This is a genomic window from Mycobacterium zoologicum (genome assembly GCF_020181635.2).
GTDB lineage: Bacteria > Actinomycetota > Actinomycetes > Mycobacteriales > Mycobacteriaceae > Mycobacterium > Mycobacterium zoologicum.
The window spans coordinates 127877-143781 of record NZ_JAYJJS010000009.1; the positions used below are offsets into that span (position 1 = coordinate 127877).

Genomic DNA, 15905 nt, shown 5'->3' on the forward strand with positions numbered 1-15905 from the left:
TCCGCTAAAATCGCACACATGTTCGATTTCGACCCATCGTCGCAGGCCGCCGAGGCTTTTCGGGGGATCGACGATGCGGGTGTGGCCGGAGCGATCACGGCTGCCGCGCGGGAGCAGAACGCGGCGTGCGCGCGCGAGTTGGCCGCGATCGGGGAACTGTATGCACGCCGCGCTCCCGAGGCGGACATCGATCGGGCCAACTGGGCTGTCGACGGGCATGCCAATGTGGTCGCCGAAGTCTCGGCCGCGTTGGGCATCAGCCGGGGCCGCGCACGCGGACTACTGAGGTACGCGATCGACCTGCGCGAGCGGCTGCCGCGTGTGGCGGAGGTCTTTGCGCGCGGCGACATCGACTTTCGGCTGATGGCGACGTTGGTGAGCCGCACCGAGCTGGTGGAGGATCCGGTGCTGATCGCCAAGCTTGATGCGGCGGTGGCCAAATATGCCCACCGTTGGATGCGGCTGTCGAAGCCCAAACTCATCGAGCGCATCGACATGTGGGTGGCCCGGTTCGATCCGGCCGGCCGGCGCATGCCCGGCCAAGGCAACGACGACCGCTACGTCGAGATCGGGCCGGTGGAATCCGGTTTGGCGGGGATCTGGGCGCAGCTGCGTGCCCCGGACGGGGCGGCGCTGGATCAGAAACTGGATGCGTTGGCGGCCACGGTGTGCCGTGATGATCCGCGCACCAAGCGGCAGCGCCGGGCCGACGCGTTCGGGGCATTGGCCGCCGGATTGGACGCGCTGCGCTGCGAATGCGGGTCACCCGACTGCCCGGCCGCCGGCCGGTCGGCGGGCACCGATGTGGTCATCCATGTGCTCGCCGAGCAGGCCACCGTCACCGGTGACACGCAAGCTCCCGCCTACCTGCCCGGCTACGGCCCCATCCCGGCGACCGCGTTACGCGAGATGGCCGCGACCGCCAAACTCAAGCCGTTGCCGATCCCTTCTGCCGATCCAGAGCCCGGTTATCGCCCCTCGGCGGCGTTGGCCGAATTCGTGCGCCTACGCGATCTCACGTGCCGGTTCCCCGGCTGCGATGAACCGGCCGCGGTGTGCCAGATCGACCACACCGTGCCCTATCCGCTGGGCCCCACCCATCCGTCAAACCTCAAGCTGCTGTGCATTTTTCATCACCTGTTGAAGACCTTCTACACCGGTGTGGGTGGTTGGGCGGATCGCCAACTACCCGATGGCACCGTGACCTGGACCGCGCCCAGCGGCCAGTCCTACACCACCACCCCGACGGGAAGCCTCTTCTTTCCCGTCTTCGCCGCCCCGACCGGGAAGCTGGTGCTGCCCAACCGGCTCCCGGTGCCCGACGCCGTGCGTGGAGTGATGATGCCGCGCCGCAAACGCACTCGCGCCGCCGAACACCGCTACCGCATCAGCTGCGAACGACGCATCAACGAGGAACGCCTGGCTCACGAACACCGAAAACGCGCGGCCGAACGTACCCGGAACGACGAGCCCCCGCCCTTCTGAGCGAACCGGGTCGAACGACGTCAGCGGTGCACGATCACCCCGCGGATGTTCTTGCCGTCGCGCAGGTCCTGGTAGCCCTCGTTGACCTGCTCCAGGGTGTAGCGGCGCGTCACCAGCTCGTCGAGCTTGAGCTGTCCGGCGTCGTAGAGCCGCAGCAGCCGCACGATGTCGTACTGCGGGTTCGCCCCGCCGAACAGCGTGCCCTTGATGGTCTTGCCGAACAGCGCCAGCATGGTGCCCGACACCTGCACGTCGAGGTCCTCGAGGCGGGCCATCGCGGCGATGACGACGGTGCCGCCCTTTCCGATCGTGTTGATCGCCGCGGTCGTGACGGCCAACCCCAGGTCGCCGACGGTGATCAGCGCCTGGTCGGCCATCTGCCCCCAGGTGAGCTCGGCGACCTTCTCCATCGCCTCCTCGGCGGTGGCGAACGCGTGGGTGGCCCCGAGTTTGAGGGCGGTCTCGCGTTTGAACTCCACCGGGTCGACGGCCACCACGTACTTGGCCCCGGCGTGTGCGGCGCCCTGTACGGCGTTGATCCCGACGCCTCCGATTCCGTAGACCACCACGGTGTCCCCGGCACGCACCCCGCCGTCGTAGTTGGCGGTCGCCCAGCCGGTGGGCACACCACAGCCGACCAGCACCGCGGTCTCCAGCGGCAGCCAGTCGTCGACCTTGACCACCGAGTGCTGCGAAACGGTCGCCCGCTCGGCGAAGGTGCCCAGCATGCAGAAGCCGCCGTAATCCGTACCGCCGGAGTGGAATCGGAAGGTGCCGTCGGGCATGCAGCCCTCCAGGATGGTGGCGCCCATGTCGCACAGGTTCTGCCGGCCGGTCGAGCAGTACCGGCAGCTGCCACAACTGGGGATGAAGCAGCACACCACGTGATCGCCGGGTTTGACCTTGGTGACCCCGGGGCCGACGTCCTCGATGATCCCGGAGCCCTCATGTCCGCCGACGATCGGGAACCGGTTGGGCCAGTCGCCGTCGGCCACGTGCAGGTCCGAATGACACAGTCCGGCGGCGGTGAATTTGATCAGCACCTCGCCCGGACCGGGACCGTCCAGGTCCAACTCCATGATCTCGAAGGGCTGGTTGGGCGCATGCGCCACGGCGGCAATCGTTTTCATGTCTGACATCCAACCGGCTCAAGAGGCCGCGGTGGCCCGAATCAGTGGGATTGCGTGACGAAGTCGATCAATTCCTCGACCCGCCCGATCAATTCCGGTTCCAGATCCGTCCAGTCGCGCACCCGGCCCCGAATCCGCTGCCAGGCGCCGGCGATGTCGGCCTGTGAAGCGTGCGGCCAACCCAGCGCCGCGCAGATGCCGTGTTTCCACTCGACATTGCGCGGGATCGTCGGCCACGCTTTCAAGCCGAGCCGCGCCGGCTTCACCGCCTGCCAGATGTCGACGTAGGGATGCCCGACGATCAGGGCGTGCTCGCCGCCCGGCCCGCGGCGTACCGCCTCGGCAATCCGGGTCTCCTTGGAGCCGGTCACCAGGTGGTCGACCAGCACCCCGAGCCGACGGCCGGGCCCGGGCTGGAACTCGGCCACGATGCCGGCCAGGTCGTCGATGCCGCCGAGGTATTCCACGACCACGCCTTCGATGCGCAGGTCGTCACCCCAGACCTGTTCGACGAGTTCGGCGTCGTGGCGGCCCTCCACATAGATCCGGCTGGCCAGCGCGACCTTGGCGCGGGCACCGCTCACCGCCACCGAGCCGGAAGCGGTGCGGGCAGGCGCCTTGACTGCGGCCGGGCGCGGTTCGGTCAGGATCACCGGCTTCCCGTCGATCAGGTAGCCGGGGCCGACCGGGAAGCCGCGGGTAAGACCGCGCCGATCTTCGAGGTCGATGCGGCCGTACTCGACCCGGACGACGGCGCCGACGTAGCCGGTCTGGGCGTCCTCGACCACCATGCCCAGCTTGATGGGCACCTCGGTGGAGCGGATCTTGCGGGCGGCGTGCGGGTTGGCGGAGAGGATGTCGGTCCCATAGCGGTCGGCCACCCGAGCGAGCCTAGGCGGGTTTGTCCGCCATGCCCGCCAAGAGACCGACATGTCTCATCGTGTTGCCCCCGGGCTATGACAGGCCCGACTGGGCTATACCGGCTGACTGCTTTCTATGGTGGGACATGTGACCGACATCGACAACGGCACCGTCGAATCATCACCATGGTCACCCCGGGAGCGCGAACTGCTGGCGGTGACGTTGCAGCTACTGCAGCAACACGGGTACGACCGGTTGACGGTGGACGCGGTCGCCATCGCTGCCCGCGCCAGTAAGACAACCATGTACCGGCGCTGGCCGTCGAAAGCCGAATTGGTGTTGGCGGCCTTCCTGGAGAGCATTAGTCAGGTCGTGGCCGCGCCCGACACCGGCACCCTGCGGGGCGATTTGCTGCAGTTGGGCGAGCTGGTCTGCCTTCAGGCGGGCCGGCACGCCAGCACTATCCGCGCGGTGCTCGTCGAGGCATCGCGTAACTCCGCGCTCGACGCAGCCGTGCAGCAGCAGTTCTTGGGCCGGCGCAAGGCCTTGATGCGCGAGATACTGGGGCGGGCCGTCGACCGCGGTGAGGTCGATGCGGCGGCCGCCGACAGTGACCTGTGGGATGTGCTGCCCGGCTATCTGATGTTCCGGATCATCATCCCGAGCCAACCCCTGACCCCGGACATCGTGCGCGCGCTCGTCGACGACTTGATCCTGCCCAGCCTCGGCTGACCGGCGAAACGACAGCCCCCTCGCCGCACCGACCGGATGACTCGACAATGATACGATACGGTATCGTATTGTTACTGCTTTCGGGACGGGTGATCGAAAGGGCGACCGGTGCAAACGATTTCGCTGAGCAGCCTCGGCCGGCGATGGTGGCAGGTGCCGGTCGCTGTGGTCGTCATCGCGGCAGCGGCATTCGGTGTGTATCGACTGCAGGGCATGTTCGGCTCCGATGCCGGCGTCCCGTCCGGCGGGGCTCCCCCGAACGAGATCGTCGCGTTCAACCCAAAAACGGTGACCTTGGAGGTTTTCGGCGCTCCCGGGACGGTGGCGACCATCAATTACCTGGACGTCGATGCTCAACCTCAGACGGTTCGCGACACGGCACTGCCGTGGTCGCACACGATGACAACGACACTGCCCGCGGTCTTCGGTGACCTGGTGGCACAGGGCGACAGTGACTTCATCGGCTGCCGCATCACCGTCAATGGTGTCGCCAAAGAGGAGAGATCCGTCTACAAGGTGAACGCCTACACCTTCTGTCTGGACAAGTCGTCATGAGCGGCGATCACCGGCCCCGCAGCACCGTGGCAGAAGCGATCCGCCGACTCGCGGTGCCGATCCTGCTGTTCTGGGTGGGCTTGGCCGCCCTGACCAACGTGGCGGTCCCGCGTCTGGAAAAGGTCGCCGAGGAGCACAACGTGTCGTTGAGCCCGACCGACGCGCCGTCGCTGCAGGCGATGAAGCGGGTCGGCGAGGTGTTCGGCGAATTCGATTCCGACAGTGCCGCGATGATCGTCCTGGAAGGCGACGAACCCCTTGGCGACGACGCCCATCGCTTCTACGGCGCCCTGGTCCAGAAGTTGTCCCGGGACACCGAGCACGTCCAGCACATCCAGGATTTCTGGGGAGACCCGCTGACGGCAGCGGGCGTGCAGAGCGCTGACGGCAAGGCCGCCTATGTGCAGGTGTACCTGGCCGGCAATCAAGGCGAGGCGCTGGCCAACGAGTCCGTCGCCGCCGTCCGCGACATCGTCGCGCACACCCCGGCACCGGACGGGGTCAAGGCCTATGTCACCGGCGGGGCGCCGCTGCTCACCGATCAGTTCGGGGTGGGCAGCAAGGGGACCGTGAAGGTCACGCTGATCACACTTCTTGTGATCGCAGTGATGCTGCTGTCGGTCTACCGATCCTTCGCCAGCATGTTCCTGGTGCTGTTCGTGGTTCTGGTCCAGATGCTCGCGGCCCGGGGGATCATCGCCTTTCTCGCCGAGTCCGGGCTCATCGGCCTGTCGGTGTATGCGACCAATCTGCTCACGCTGCTGATCATCGCCGCCGGAACGGATTACGCGATATTTTTCGTCGGCCGCTATCAAGAAGCCCACTCGTCCGGCGAGGATCACACCACCGCGTTCCGCACCATGTACTACGGCACGACCCACGTGATCCTGGGCTCGGGCCTGACCATCGCCGGCGCCGTGTTCTGCCTGAACTTCACCCGGTTGCCGTACTTTCACAGCCTGGGCACGCCGGTCTCGCTCGGCATTCTCATTGCGCTGATGGCCGCACTGACGTTGACCCCGGCCGTGATCGCCCTGGCCAGTCGGTTCGGCCTCTTCGAACCCAAGCGCGCCAGGCGAACCCGCCACTGGCGGCGAATCGGTACGGCGATCGTGCGCTGGCCCGGACCGATCCTTACCGCGACCGGCGCGGTAGCCATGATCGGTTTGCTGGCCCTGCCGGGTTATGAAACGAGTTACGACGTTCGGCACTACATCCCGGCCACTGCCCCGGCCAATATCGGCTATGCGGCTGCAGAGCGCCATTTCTCGGCGGCCCGGCTGAATCCCGAGATGCTGATGCTCGAAGCCGATCACGATATGCGCAATCCAGCCGACATGCTCGTCTTGGACAGGGTGGCCAGAAGCATCTTCCATCTCCCCGGTATCGACCTGGTGCAGTCCATAACCCGGCCACTGGGAACGCCGATCAGCCACGCCTCCATACCGTTTCAGATCAGCATGGGCAACACCGCCCAGGGGCTGAACCTGACGTATCAGCAGGACCGTGCGGCCGACATGCTCAAGCAGGCTGACGAGTTGGCGACGTCGATCGAGGTGATGAAGCGCCAGTACGCGCTGCAGCAGGAGTTGGCCGCCGCAACCCGGGAGCAGGCCGACGGATTCGAGGAAACCACCCGCACTCTGGGCGAACTGCGGGACCGGCTGGCCAACCTCGACGACTTTCTGCGGCCGGTTCGCAACTATTTCTACTGGGAGCCGCACTGCTACGACATCCCGAGTTGCGCGGCTTTCAGATCCGCTTTCGACGCGATGGACATCATCGACCAGCTGAGCGAGCAGATGGGCAACGTGCAGAACACGATTGACAAGCTGGCGGGAATCCAGCCGCAGCTGGTCTCGCTGCTGCCCGAACAGATCGCCAGCCAAGAGACCAACCGCGAACTGATGCTGACGAACTACTCGACGATCTCGGGGATGTACGAGCGGATGGCGGCCATGACCGAGAATTCAACGGCGATGGGAAAGGCCTTCGACACGGCCAAGAACGACGACTTCTTCTATCTGCCGCCGGAGGCCTTCGACAGCCCCGACTTCCAGCGGGGCTTGAAGATGTTCCTCTCACCGGACGGCCGCGCGGCTCGCATGATGATCACCCACGAAGGCGATCCGGCGACGCCGGAAGGCATCTCACACGTCGATCCGGTCAAGAAGGCGGCGCGCGCGGCCACCAAGGGCACCTCGCTGCAGGGCGCCGACATTTATCTGGCCGGCACCGCCTCGACCTTCAAGGACATTCAAGACGGCGCCAAGTACGACCTGATGATCGCGGGCGTGGCCGCACTCAGCCTGATTCTGCTGATCATGATGTTCGTCACCGGCAGTATTGTTGCCGCGATCGTCATCGTCGGCACGGTGGCGCTGTCGCTGGGCACGTCGTTCGGGCTCTCGGTATTGGTCTGGCAGTATCTCTTCGGCATCCAGTTGTATTGGATCGTCCTGGCGCTGGCGGTCATCGTTCTGCTGGGGGTGGGGTCCGATTACAACCTGCTGCTGATCTCCCGACTGAAAGAGGAGATCGGCGCCGGGTTGAACACTGGCATCGTCCGTGCGATGGCCGGCTCGGGTTCGGTGGTGACCGCCGCGGGCCTGGTGTTCGCCGCAACGATGTCGTCCTTCGCCTTCAGCGACCTACGGGTGCTCGGTCAGATCGGGACCACCATCGGCCTCGGATTGCTGTTCGACACGTTGATCGTGCGGTCCTTCTTGACGCCGTCGATCGCGGCACTGCTCGGACGCTGGTTCTGGTGGCCGCTGCGGGTGCGACCCCGTCCGGCCAGCCAGATGCTTCGGCCCTACGGGTCCCGTACCGCGGTTCGTGAGTTGCTGTCGGGGACATCCGGGCGCACCGAAAGTTCCGATGATCGGATCCCGACCGGTTGACGTGGCGACCGCGAGAGCCCCCGGGCTCCACAGCGGCCTGCGCGTACCGCATTGTTCACTCAGGCATCATCCGTCACATAGACAACATTAGTCACTCAATATTCCCTTAGTTATTAAGAGATCTCTCGCAACATACGTATCAATAACAACACCATTAACTCAAATATCACTAGTTTACTTCCACCTCAGCAATATCAACAAACTCATTCGCATCGTTAGGTGTTCAAAATGTGCAATTTCATCAATTGTCGCGTTATGCTCGTGAACCTCACTAATACACAACTATCACGGAGGTTGTGATATGCACCGGAACACGACATGGCGTGTCGTGCAGCGCGGAGGGCGGCACTTTGCGTGGGCCGCATCCGGGCTGGTTACCGGGGGGATTGTGGGGGCGCTGCTGGCCTCGGCCGGTATCGCCCACGCGGATACGAACATGATGATGGGCTGGGACGCGGTGGCCCAATGCGAGTCCGGCGGTAACTGGGCCGCCGATACCGGCAACGGTTTCTACGGCGGCCTGCAGTTCAAACCGTCAACCTGGCACGCATTCGGCGGTGTGGGGTCGCCGGCGAAGGCGTCTCGGGAGGAACAGATCGCGGTCGCCAATCGGGTCCTCGACGAACAGGGACCATATGCCTGGCCGACGTGCGGCCCGGGCCGGGTATTCCCGTCGTCGGTCAAGGGCTGGGTGCCGCCGGCGATGCGCAGCCTGCTCAAGCCGTTCTGGTGAGCACGGCCTGGGTCTGAGTGACCCGGGCGACCCGCTTCCCGCGGTCGTCGGTGAGGTCGGTCTGCACGACGATCGTCGTCCGCCCGACGTGCAGCGGGGTGCTGGTCGCGGTGACGGTGCCCTCGCGCACCGCCCGGAAGAAATTCGTCTTCGACTCGATCGTCGAGGTGCCGGCACCCTCGGGCAGGTTGGCGACCGCACATACCGCACCGACGGTGTCGGCGAACGCCATCAACGCTCCCCCGTGCAGGATTCCGGCGGTGGTGCACCGCTCCTGCGCCCACGCCATGATGGCGCTCACCTGTTGCGGGGTCAGCTCGGTGACCTCGATCTGCAGGGCCGTCGCAAACGGCATGCTGGCGACCACCATTCGGGCGAACTCGGCAGAATCCATGAGTTCCACCCTGACCGACGACAGCGGCGCTGTCCAGGGTCTCTAACGCTGCTGCGGCACCGCGTCGATGCCGGCTTCCTTGCGCTGAGCCGCGGTGATGGGCGCCGGCGCCTCGGTCAGCGGGTCGATACCTCCGCCGGACTTCGGGAACGCGATGACCTCGCGGATCGAATCCACCCCGGCCAGCAAAGCCACCACCCGGTCCCAGCCGAACGCCAGCCCGCCGTGCGGCGGTGCGCCGTAGCTGAACGCGTCGAGCAGGAACCCGAATTTCTCGGCCACCTCCGCTGCGCCCAAGCCCATCACCTTGAAGACCTGCTCCTGCACGTCGCGGCGGTGGATACGGATTGAGCCGCCGCCGATCTCGTTGCCGTTGCACACCACGTCGTAGGCGTCGGCCAGTACCGCACCGGGGTCGGATTCGACATGGGCGGCGTGTTCGGGCTTGGGCGAGGTGAAGGCGTGGTGCACCGCGGTCCAGGCACCCGAACCGACGGCGACGTCGCCGGCTGCGGTGGCGTCGCCGGCGGGCTCGAACAGCGGCGGGTCCACCACCCAGGTGAACGCCCAGGCCTGGGGGTCGATCAGGTCCAGTCGGCGGGCGATCTCGCCGCGGGCCGCACCCAGCAGCGCCCGCGACGGCTTAGCCGGCCCGGCCGCGAAGAAGATGCAGTCCCCCGGCGCCGCGCCGACATGCGCTGCCAGGCCGGCCCTTTCACCGTCGGTGAGGTTCTTGGCCACCGGCCCGGACAGCTCGCCGTCCTCACCGACCAGCACATAGGCCAGGCCCTTGGCCCCGCGCTGCTTGGCCCACTCCTGCCAGCCGTCCAGGGTCCGCCGCGGCTGCGACGCCCCGCCCGGCATGACGACGGCACCTACATACGGCGCCTGGAACACCCGGAAGGTGGTGTCTTTGAAGAACTCCGCGCACTCCACCAGTTCCAGACCGAACCGCAGATCCGGTTTGTCGGAGCCGTAGCGGCGCATGGCGTCGGCGTAGCTCATCCGCGGCAGCGGGGTCGGCAGGTCGTAGCCGATGAGCGCCCACAGTGCGGTGAGCACCGCCTCGGCGACGGCGATCACGTCCTCGGAGTCGACGAAGCTCATCTCCAGGTCCAGCTGGGTGAACTCCGGCTGGCGGTCGGCGCGGAAGTCTTCGTCGCGATAGCAGCGGGCGATTTGGTAGTAGCGCTCCATGCCGGCCACCATCAGCAACTGCTTGAACAGTTGCGGGCTCTGCGGCAGGGCGTAGAAGGAGCCGGGCTGCAGCCGGGCGGGAACCAGGAAATCGCGCGCGCCCTCGGGCGTGGAGCGGGTCAGCGTGGGCGTCTCGATCTCGACGAATCCCCGCTCGGCCAGTACCGCGCGGGCGGCGGCGTTGACCTTCGAACGCAGCCGCAGCGCGGCGCCGGGGCCGTCTTCGCGGCGCAGGTCCAGGTAGCGGTGCCGCAGCCGGGCCTCTTCACCGGCAGCCTCGTCGAGCTGGAACGGCAACGGCGCCGCCTCGTTGAGCACGGTCAGCGTCGTCGCGTTGACCTCGATGGCGCCGGTGGGCAGTTCGGCGTTCTCGTTCCCGGTCGGGCGCACCTCGACCACACCGGTGACCGCAACACAGAACTCGGCGCGCAACCGGTGGGCCTGCGCAAGTACCTCAGCGTCGCTGGAATCACCGAACACCACCTGCGCCACCCCGGAGGCGTCCCGCAGATCGATGAAGATGACGCCGCCATGGTCGCGTCGGCGCGCCACCCAGCCGGCCAGCGTCACGCTTGCTCCGGCGTCGGTGGCCCGCAACGAGCCTGCGTCGTGGCTGCGCAACACCAAAGGGCCCCTTTGTTCGAAGTCGGTCGAGTAACGGTTCGACGGGGGCCAAGTCTAGTGGCCGCTCGCTGCACTGCCCCGCGCCGGTCGGTGCTCTAAGCTGGCTCACTGTGACCAATGGCACCGATGACCTCGACTTCGATTACGACGACGAGGAATACGAGGAAGAGGAAGCCTCGCCGAAGCAGAACAACAGCCTCAAGTGGGGGCTGGCCGCAGTGGTGGTGCTGGCCGTGGTCGCAATCGTGCTGGTGGCGGTAGTGCTGTTGGGCGGGGACCCCGTCAACAGCACCGCCGGCGGCGAGTCCACCCGCAATTCCGCGGCCTCGGGCATCGCCAGCGCCGATGACACCGGCCCGGTCGCCATCATCATCACCGATCCCAGCTGCGTCGCCTGGGGATCGATCAGCTCCAACCTGGCCAGCACACTGTCGCTGCTGGGCCACGGCAAGTGGAACGAGCGCGATCAGTCGACCCCGGCCTCGGCGTGGGACGACCAACAGAAGAAGGAGTACCTGGCCGCCGGTCAGGTGGTGCGCAACGCCGCCGCCCAGACCGTCGGGCTGGTGAAGCTGACCCCGCACCGGGTGATGCGAGAGCTCTACGAGCAGTTCATCGCCTACGCCCGCACCTTCGTCGAGCACATCCCTACCTACACCGCACGCGATGCGGCGCTGGCCGGTACCGCCCACAGCGCGGCGTCGGCACTGGCGGCCATCTGCGCGTCAGCCAACAACGGGTCGGCGGCCGCGCGTGGACCACTGGTCGAGGCGCAGTCAACCCCCACCAAGGTCGCATCGCCGGGTAACCCCACCAACCCGCAGCGGTATCTGACCAGTGCCAATCCGGTGTGCGCCGACTGGAAGGCCACCTTGGACAAGTTCGGCACCGACACCGCCGAGTGGGGCGACATCGACCCGAGCATCCCGGCGACCTACTGGAACCCCCAGCAGAAGGCGGTCAACCTGGCGGTCGGCCCGGTGATGATCAGTCTGGCCAACAAGATGCAGCAGTTGGGCCGGCGCAGCAACAACCCGATCCTGCAGGACTTCGCGGAGCTGTCCTCGCAGTATCGGCGGGCGTTCGTGCTGTCGCTGCCCACCTACGATCCCTCGGACAACCACCTGGCCAACGCGGCGACGTTTCTGTCCACCACCGTGCTTGGTGGGTGCGCGTCAGCCGGTACGGCCGGCGGGTAGAACAGGTCCTGACGCAAAGAACCGGCGCAACCCGCAAAGGGTTGCGCCGGTCTTTTGCTTGTCGGGCCGGGCGGGTCAGGCCCAGCTGGAGCCCACCGAGGCGTCGGTGTTGGCCATGTTGTTGCCGGCGGTCTGCACCTTCTGACCATGAGCATTGGCCTGCTCGTAGATCACCGCGAAGTTGCGACCCAACTGGGACACGAACTCCTGGCACGCCACCGAACCCGAACCACCCCAGAAATCACCCGCGGCCAGCACATCGTGCACGATCGCCTGGTGCTCAGCCTCCAACGAAGCCGCCTGGGCACGGATCAACGCGCCGTGCGCGTTGACATCACCGAACTGGTAGTTGATCGACATCTTCCTAATCCTCCCTAGCTGCCCAGGATCTGCTGCGACGCAGCTTCCTGCTGCTCATAGTGGTTCGCATCCCGGATCAGACCATCGCGCACACCGTGCAGCATCGTCACGATGTTGCGAAACGCAGTCTGCATCTGACCCATGGTGTCCATCGAGGTCCGCTCCGCCAGACCACCCCAACCCGCACCCGAGATATTGGTCGACGACGCCCACATCCGACGCGCCTCATCCTCAACGGTCTGCGCATGCACATCGAACCGACCCGCCATCGCCCGCATCGCATCCGGATCCGTCATAAAACGTGTAGCCATGATTTTTTCCTCTCGCTTGAAGTGTGTGGTGATGCCGGGCGGCGGCTCGGCTGTCACGTATGAGTTGGGCGCCCCTTCCGCTATCCGCCCGCCGGCGAACGGGGCATGATCTTCGGGGCCTTGGCGGCGACCGCGCCCATTCCACGGCCGGCCATCGCGCCCATCAGCGCATTGCCGAACGGGCCGCCGGGGATTCCGCCGGTGGCCGACATGGTCTGGATCGGGGCGCTGACGGTGGTGGCCGGCAGTACCGGAGCGGCGCGGACCATGCCGTCGGCGGCCATCGACCAGGCCTGCGGCACCTTCAGCGCGCCCATCGAGGCGGCCTGGCCGAGCTTGGCGGAGATCGCGTTGGTGGCCGTGGAGAAGTGGCCGGCCAGCACGCCGACCGCGCCCTGCAGCTTGTCGTTGACGAAGTCGCCGATCTGCGTCATCAGGGTGCCGGTGCCGCCGGCGCCGGAAGCCTGGCCGGCCAGCGCGCCCGTCGCGCCGGTCATGGCGCCCATGCGGGCGAGCTGCGGCAGCATCATCAGCAGACGCGCGCCCATCATGCCCATGGACGACGCCGAGGTCAACGGCGACATGGCCGAGCTGACCGAGGTGGCCGCCAGCTGCGGGTCAATTGAATTGATCAAGCCCTTCATGCCGAGCATGTCGAACAGCCCACCGATGGTGGACGGGTTGTAGCCGGTGGGCGGGGTGGTCGGCGGGGTGACGACCGGACCGCCCTCAGCCGATCCCGGCGTCGCCTGCGTGGCCTGCGCGGATCCCGGCGGGGACGTCTGCTGCGTCAGCGAGCTGGTCGTGGCCTGCGCAGATCCGGCGTAGGTGTCCATCGCGGCACCGTCCTGGGCCCACATCGCCTCGTACTGGGCCTCGGTCGCCGCGATCGCGGGGGTGTTCTGCCCGAAGAAGTTGGTGGAGATCAGCGCCAGCAGCATCGCCCGATTGGCCGCGATCACCGGCGGCGGCACCGAGGCGGCGCGGGCCGCCTCGAACAGCCCGGCTGCCTGCGTGGCCAGCGCCGCGTTCTGGGCGGCGGTGGCCGAAGCCTGCTCCAGCCACGCCACGTACGGAGCGACCGCGGTGGTCGCCGCAGCCGAACCCGTGCCCGTCCAGGTGGACGCGAGATTGGCCACCACCGAGTGGGTGGAGGTGGCCGAGGTAGACAGGTCGGTGGCCAGCGCGGTCCACGCGGCGGCGGCAACCAGCAGCGGCTCCGAGCCCGGACCCGTGTAGATCAAGCCAGAATTCCATTCCGGCGGAAAGATGGAATAGCTCATCTATACGCCCTGACTCAACCGGCCGACGCGGCGTTGGCGGCCTCAGTGAGGGCGTAGAGGTTGGAGTTGCCACTCAAGGTGGCCACGATCTGCTGGTGAACCGCGGCAGCCTGAGCGCTGACCTGCTGGAACAACTGTCCGTGCGCGGCGAACTGGGCAGCAGTCACCGTCGACACCATGTCGGCGGCGGGCGCCGCCACACCGGTGGTGGGCGCGGCCGCGGCCGAGATACCCGCCGACATCGAGTCACCGATCCCCGACAGGCTGCCGGCAGCCGCAGTCAGAAGCTCAGGCTGAGCGGTTACGAATGGCATCTGATCCTCCTGGAACCCTGAAGCATGTAGTGGTAGAAGTCGGCGGTCGTGCGGCAGCAGAGGTCTATGTCAAAAGATTGACGCACGTCACTGTAGCGGAGCGATGTGATAACGGCCTGATAAAGGTGTGGCTGCTGATGCTGCCGACAACTCCGGCCGGACTCCCCGACAGGGGCCGACGACATCGAGTTGACGCGTTCATCGACCTGACATCCTCTCCCGATAGCTGCGCCAGCCGTGGTGGAGTGTTTTCCACTTGCGGCCGGGAGCAGAACGTAACACCGCCGCGACCACGGCGTACAGCGGGGCTGTAAACATTCAGCAAAGGTTTGGATACTCGCCAGACAAGCCGGGTTGCGTTGATCCGGCGCACGGATTCATCACGGTCAACCAGGGGTCCGGGCCTGTCCGGGTGTGCAAAGCTAATGTGGCCGCGGGCCCGACGGGCTCGCACCGGCGCCCAGGACTTACGGCAACTCAACGGAGCGTGCGATGACCTTCAACGAAGGTATGCAGATCGATACCAGCACCACCTCGTCAGGCGGCGCCGGCCGTGGCATCGCGATCGGCGGCGGGGTCGCCGGCCTGGTGATCATGGTGGTGGCGCTACTGCTGGGTGCCGACCCGGGCGATGTACTGAGCCAGCAGCCGGTGGATACCGGACAGTACTCGGCGCCGGGCTTCGACCTCAACAAGTGCCGCACGGGTGCGGACGCCAATAAGTACGTGGAGTGCCGGGTGACGGCGACGGGCAATTCGGTGGACGCGGTGTGGTCGGATCTGCTGCGCGGCTACACCCGCCCGCACGTCCAGCTGTTCAGCGGCCAGATCAGCACCGGTTGCGGGACGGCCAGCAGTGCCGTTGGGCCGTTCTACTGTCCCACCGACCAGACCGCCTATTTCGACACCGGCTTTTTCCAGGAACTGGTCGACCGGTTCGGCTCCAGCAGTGGACCGATGGCGCAGGAGTATGTGGTGGCCCACGAGTTCGGCCACCACGTGCAGAACCTGCTCGGTGACCTGGGCCGCGCCCAGCACGGTGCGCAGGGCGCGACGGGCGCCGGGGTGCGCACCGAATTGCAGGCCGACTGCTACGCCGGCGTGTGGGCGCACTATGCGGCGATCACCAAGCAGGAAGGCACCGGGGTGACGTTCCTGAAGCCGCTGACCGACGACGACATCCGCGACGCGCTGTCGGCAGCGTCATCGGTGGGTGACGACCGCATCCAGCAGTCCATGACCGGGCACGTCAACCCGGAATCGTGGACCCACGGTGCTTCGGCGCAGCGGCAGCACTGGTTCACCGTCGGCTACCAGAGCGGCGACCCGAAGCAGTGCAACACGTTCGCCGCCAGCGACCTGGGCTAGCGGCTGATATGTAGGGAAGTTTGTCAAGGGCAGGGTGAAGCGGCGGCCACGACCGTCGTCATGGCCGCCGCTTCGTGACCAGGTGAATTGGGGTTGTCGAGCGTGTCGTATCGACGCGTATCAAGTCTGATATACGCGGGTTGGCTACCGCAGGACGGGACTTTCGAGTCGGAGTTCGCCGCTATCTAGAATCGAGTGTAATGCGTTGCAGGGCAACGGCATCGCTCATAGCCGCGTCGCGGGTCACTCCAAGACGCTTGCCGACAATCACGAGGATTCACCTGGACAGTTATGGGCGGTCAGTCCGTCAGGACCGCCAGGGACCAGCACCAGCCGGCTAGCTCCCGGGCCACCGCTGCGTTGGCCACCACCGGGCGTTTCTTGCGTGCGTCAAAGCCCGCCCACCGGGCATGCAGGCGCCGATTGCCGGCATCCCCGCGGGTGCGAGCGGCCACG

Annotated in this window: 15 protein-coding genes and 1 pseudogene; 7 read left to right on the forward strand and 9 right to left on the reverse strand. The window is 66.5% G+C overall.

Translation table 11 applies throughout. The annotated features are described in order from the left end of the window. Positions 1 to 18 precede the first annotated feature (18 nt). Entirely contained in the window at positions 19 to 1485 is a 1467-nt protein-coding gene (locus K6T84_RS10130) for an HNH endonuclease signature motif containing protein (RefSeq protein ID WP_224860757.1), read from the forward strand. Between the two features lie 20 nt (positions 1486 to 1505). Here K6T84_RS10130 and K6T84_RS10135 read toward each other — a convergent pair whose 3' ends face one another. Both K6T84_RS10135 and K6T84_RS10140 read right to left on the reverse strand, forming a co-directional pair. Continuing rightward, on the reverse strand, positions 1506 to 2615 hold the full coding sequence (locus K6T84_RS10135) for an NDMA-dependent alcohol dehydrogenase (RefSeq protein ID WP_224860759.1): 1110 nt from the start codon (positions 2613 to 2615) through the stop codon (positions 1506 to 1508). A gap of 41 nt (positions 2616 to 2656) precedes the next feature. After that, positions 2657 to 3496, reverse strand: coding sequence for a DUF3097 domain-containing protein (locus K6T84_RS10140; RefSeq protein ID WP_224860761.1), 840 nt, complete (start codon positions 3494 to 3496; stop codon positions 2657 to 2659). 115 nt (positions 3497 to 3611) lie between these two features. Between K6T84_RS10140 and K6T84_RS10145 the strand changes: the two genes are divergently transcribed. The 4 genes from K6T84_RS10145 (at position 3612) to K6T84_RS23880 (ending at position 8399) form a co-directional block, all read left to right on the forward strand. Continuing rightward, positions 3612 to 4208 carry a TetR/AcrR family transcriptional regulator gene (locus K6T84_RS10145; RefSeq protein ID WP_224860763.1) on the forward strand — a complete coding sequence of 199 codons (597 nt, stop codon included), beginning with the start codon at positions 3612 to 3614 and terminating at the stop codon, positions 4206 to 4208. A 108-nt stretch (positions 4209 to 4316) separates the two neighbouring features. Continuing rightward, entirely contained in the window at positions 4317 to 4763 is a 447-nt protein-coding gene (locus K6T84_RS10150; RefSeq protein ID WP_224860764.1) for an MmpS family transport accessory protein, read from the forward strand. Then, complete coding sequence (locus K6T84_RS10155) at positions 4760 to 7666, forward strand: MMPL/RND family transporter (RefSeq protein WP_224860766.1); 2907 nt, start codon at positions 4760 to 4762, stop codon at positions 7664 to 7666. Before K6T84_RS10150 ends, K6T84_RS10155 begins: the two co-directional genes overlap by 4 nt. A gap of 301 nt (positions 7667 to 7967) precedes the next feature. Beyond that, positions 7968 to 8399, forward strand: coding sequence for a transglycosylase family protein (locus K6T84_RS23880; RefSeq protein WP_408066084.1), 432 nt, complete (start codon positions 7968 to 7970; stop codon positions 8397 to 8399). On the opposite strand, the gene K6T84_RS10165 is transcribed toward K6T84_RS23880, so the two are convergent. Further along, a complete protein-coding gene (locus tag K6T84_RS10165; protein ID WP_224860770.1) occupies positions 8383 to 8793 on the reverse strand; it encodes a PaaI family thioesterase in 411 nt (136 codons plus the stop codon). The genes K6T84_RS23880 and K6T84_RS10165 overlap by 17 nt on opposite strands. Positions 8794 to 8835: 42 nt before the next feature. Further along, a complete protein-coding gene (aspS, locus tag K6T84_RS10170) occupies positions 8836 to 10614 on the reverse strand; it encodes an aspartate--tRNA ligase (RefSeq protein ID WP_224860772.1) in 1779 nt (592 codons plus the stop codon). A 110-nt stretch (positions 10615 to 10724) separates the two neighbouring features. Here aspS and K6T84_RS10175 point away from each other — a divergent pair, with 110 nt between their 5' ends. Beyond that, positions 10725 to 11813 (forward strand): ESX-1 system-associated protein, encoded by a 1089-nt coding sequence (locus K6T84_RS10175; protein ID WP_224860774.1) that lies wholly within the window; start codon positions 10725 to 10727, stop codon positions 11811 to 11813. Between the two features lie 75 nt (positions 11814 to 11888). Here K6T84_RS10175 and K6T84_RS10180 read toward each other — a convergent pair whose 3' ends face one another. The 4 genes from K6T84_RS10180 to K6T84_RS10195 form a co-directional block, all read right to left on the reverse strand. Continuing rightward, positions 11889 to 12173, reverse strand: coding sequence for a WXG100 family type VII secretion target (locus K6T84_RS10180; protein WP_224860776.1), 285 nt, complete (start codon positions 12171 to 12173; stop codon positions 11889 to 11891). Positions 12174 to 12187: 14 nt separating this feature from the next. After that, entirely contained in the window at positions 12188 to 12484 is a 297-nt protein-coding gene (locus K6T84_RS10185; protein WP_085265357.1) for a WXG100 family type VII secretion target, read from the reverse strand. An 80-nt stretch (positions 12485 to 12564) separates the two neighbouring features. After that, entirely contained in the window at positions 12565 to 13767 is a 1203-nt protein-coding gene (locus tag K6T84_RS10190) for a PPE family protein (protein WP_224860778.1), read from the reverse strand. A gap of 14 nt (positions 13768 to 13781) precedes the next feature. Beyond that, on the reverse strand, positions 13782 to 14081 hold the full coding sequence (locus K6T84_RS10195) for a PE family protein (RefSeq protein ID WP_224860780.1): 300 nt from the start codon (positions 14079 to 14081) through the stop codon (positions 13782 to 13784). Between the two features lie 492 nt (positions 14082 to 14573). Between K6T84_RS10195 and ypfJ the strand changes: the two genes are divergently transcribed. Beyond that, positions 14574 to 15449 (forward strand): KPN_02809 family neutral zinc metallopeptidase, encoded by an 876-nt coding sequence (gene ypfJ / locus K6T84_RS10200; protein ID WP_224860782.1) that lies wholly within the window; start codon positions 14574 to 14576, stop codon positions 15447 to 15449. Positions 15450 to 15748: 299 nt separating this feature from the next. On the opposite strand, the pseudogene K6T84_RS10205 reads toward ypfJ, so the two are convergent. Beyond that, a pseudogene (locus K6T84_RS10205) lies at positions 15749 to 15905 on the reverse strand (IS110 family RNA-guided transposase); the annotation flags it as partial.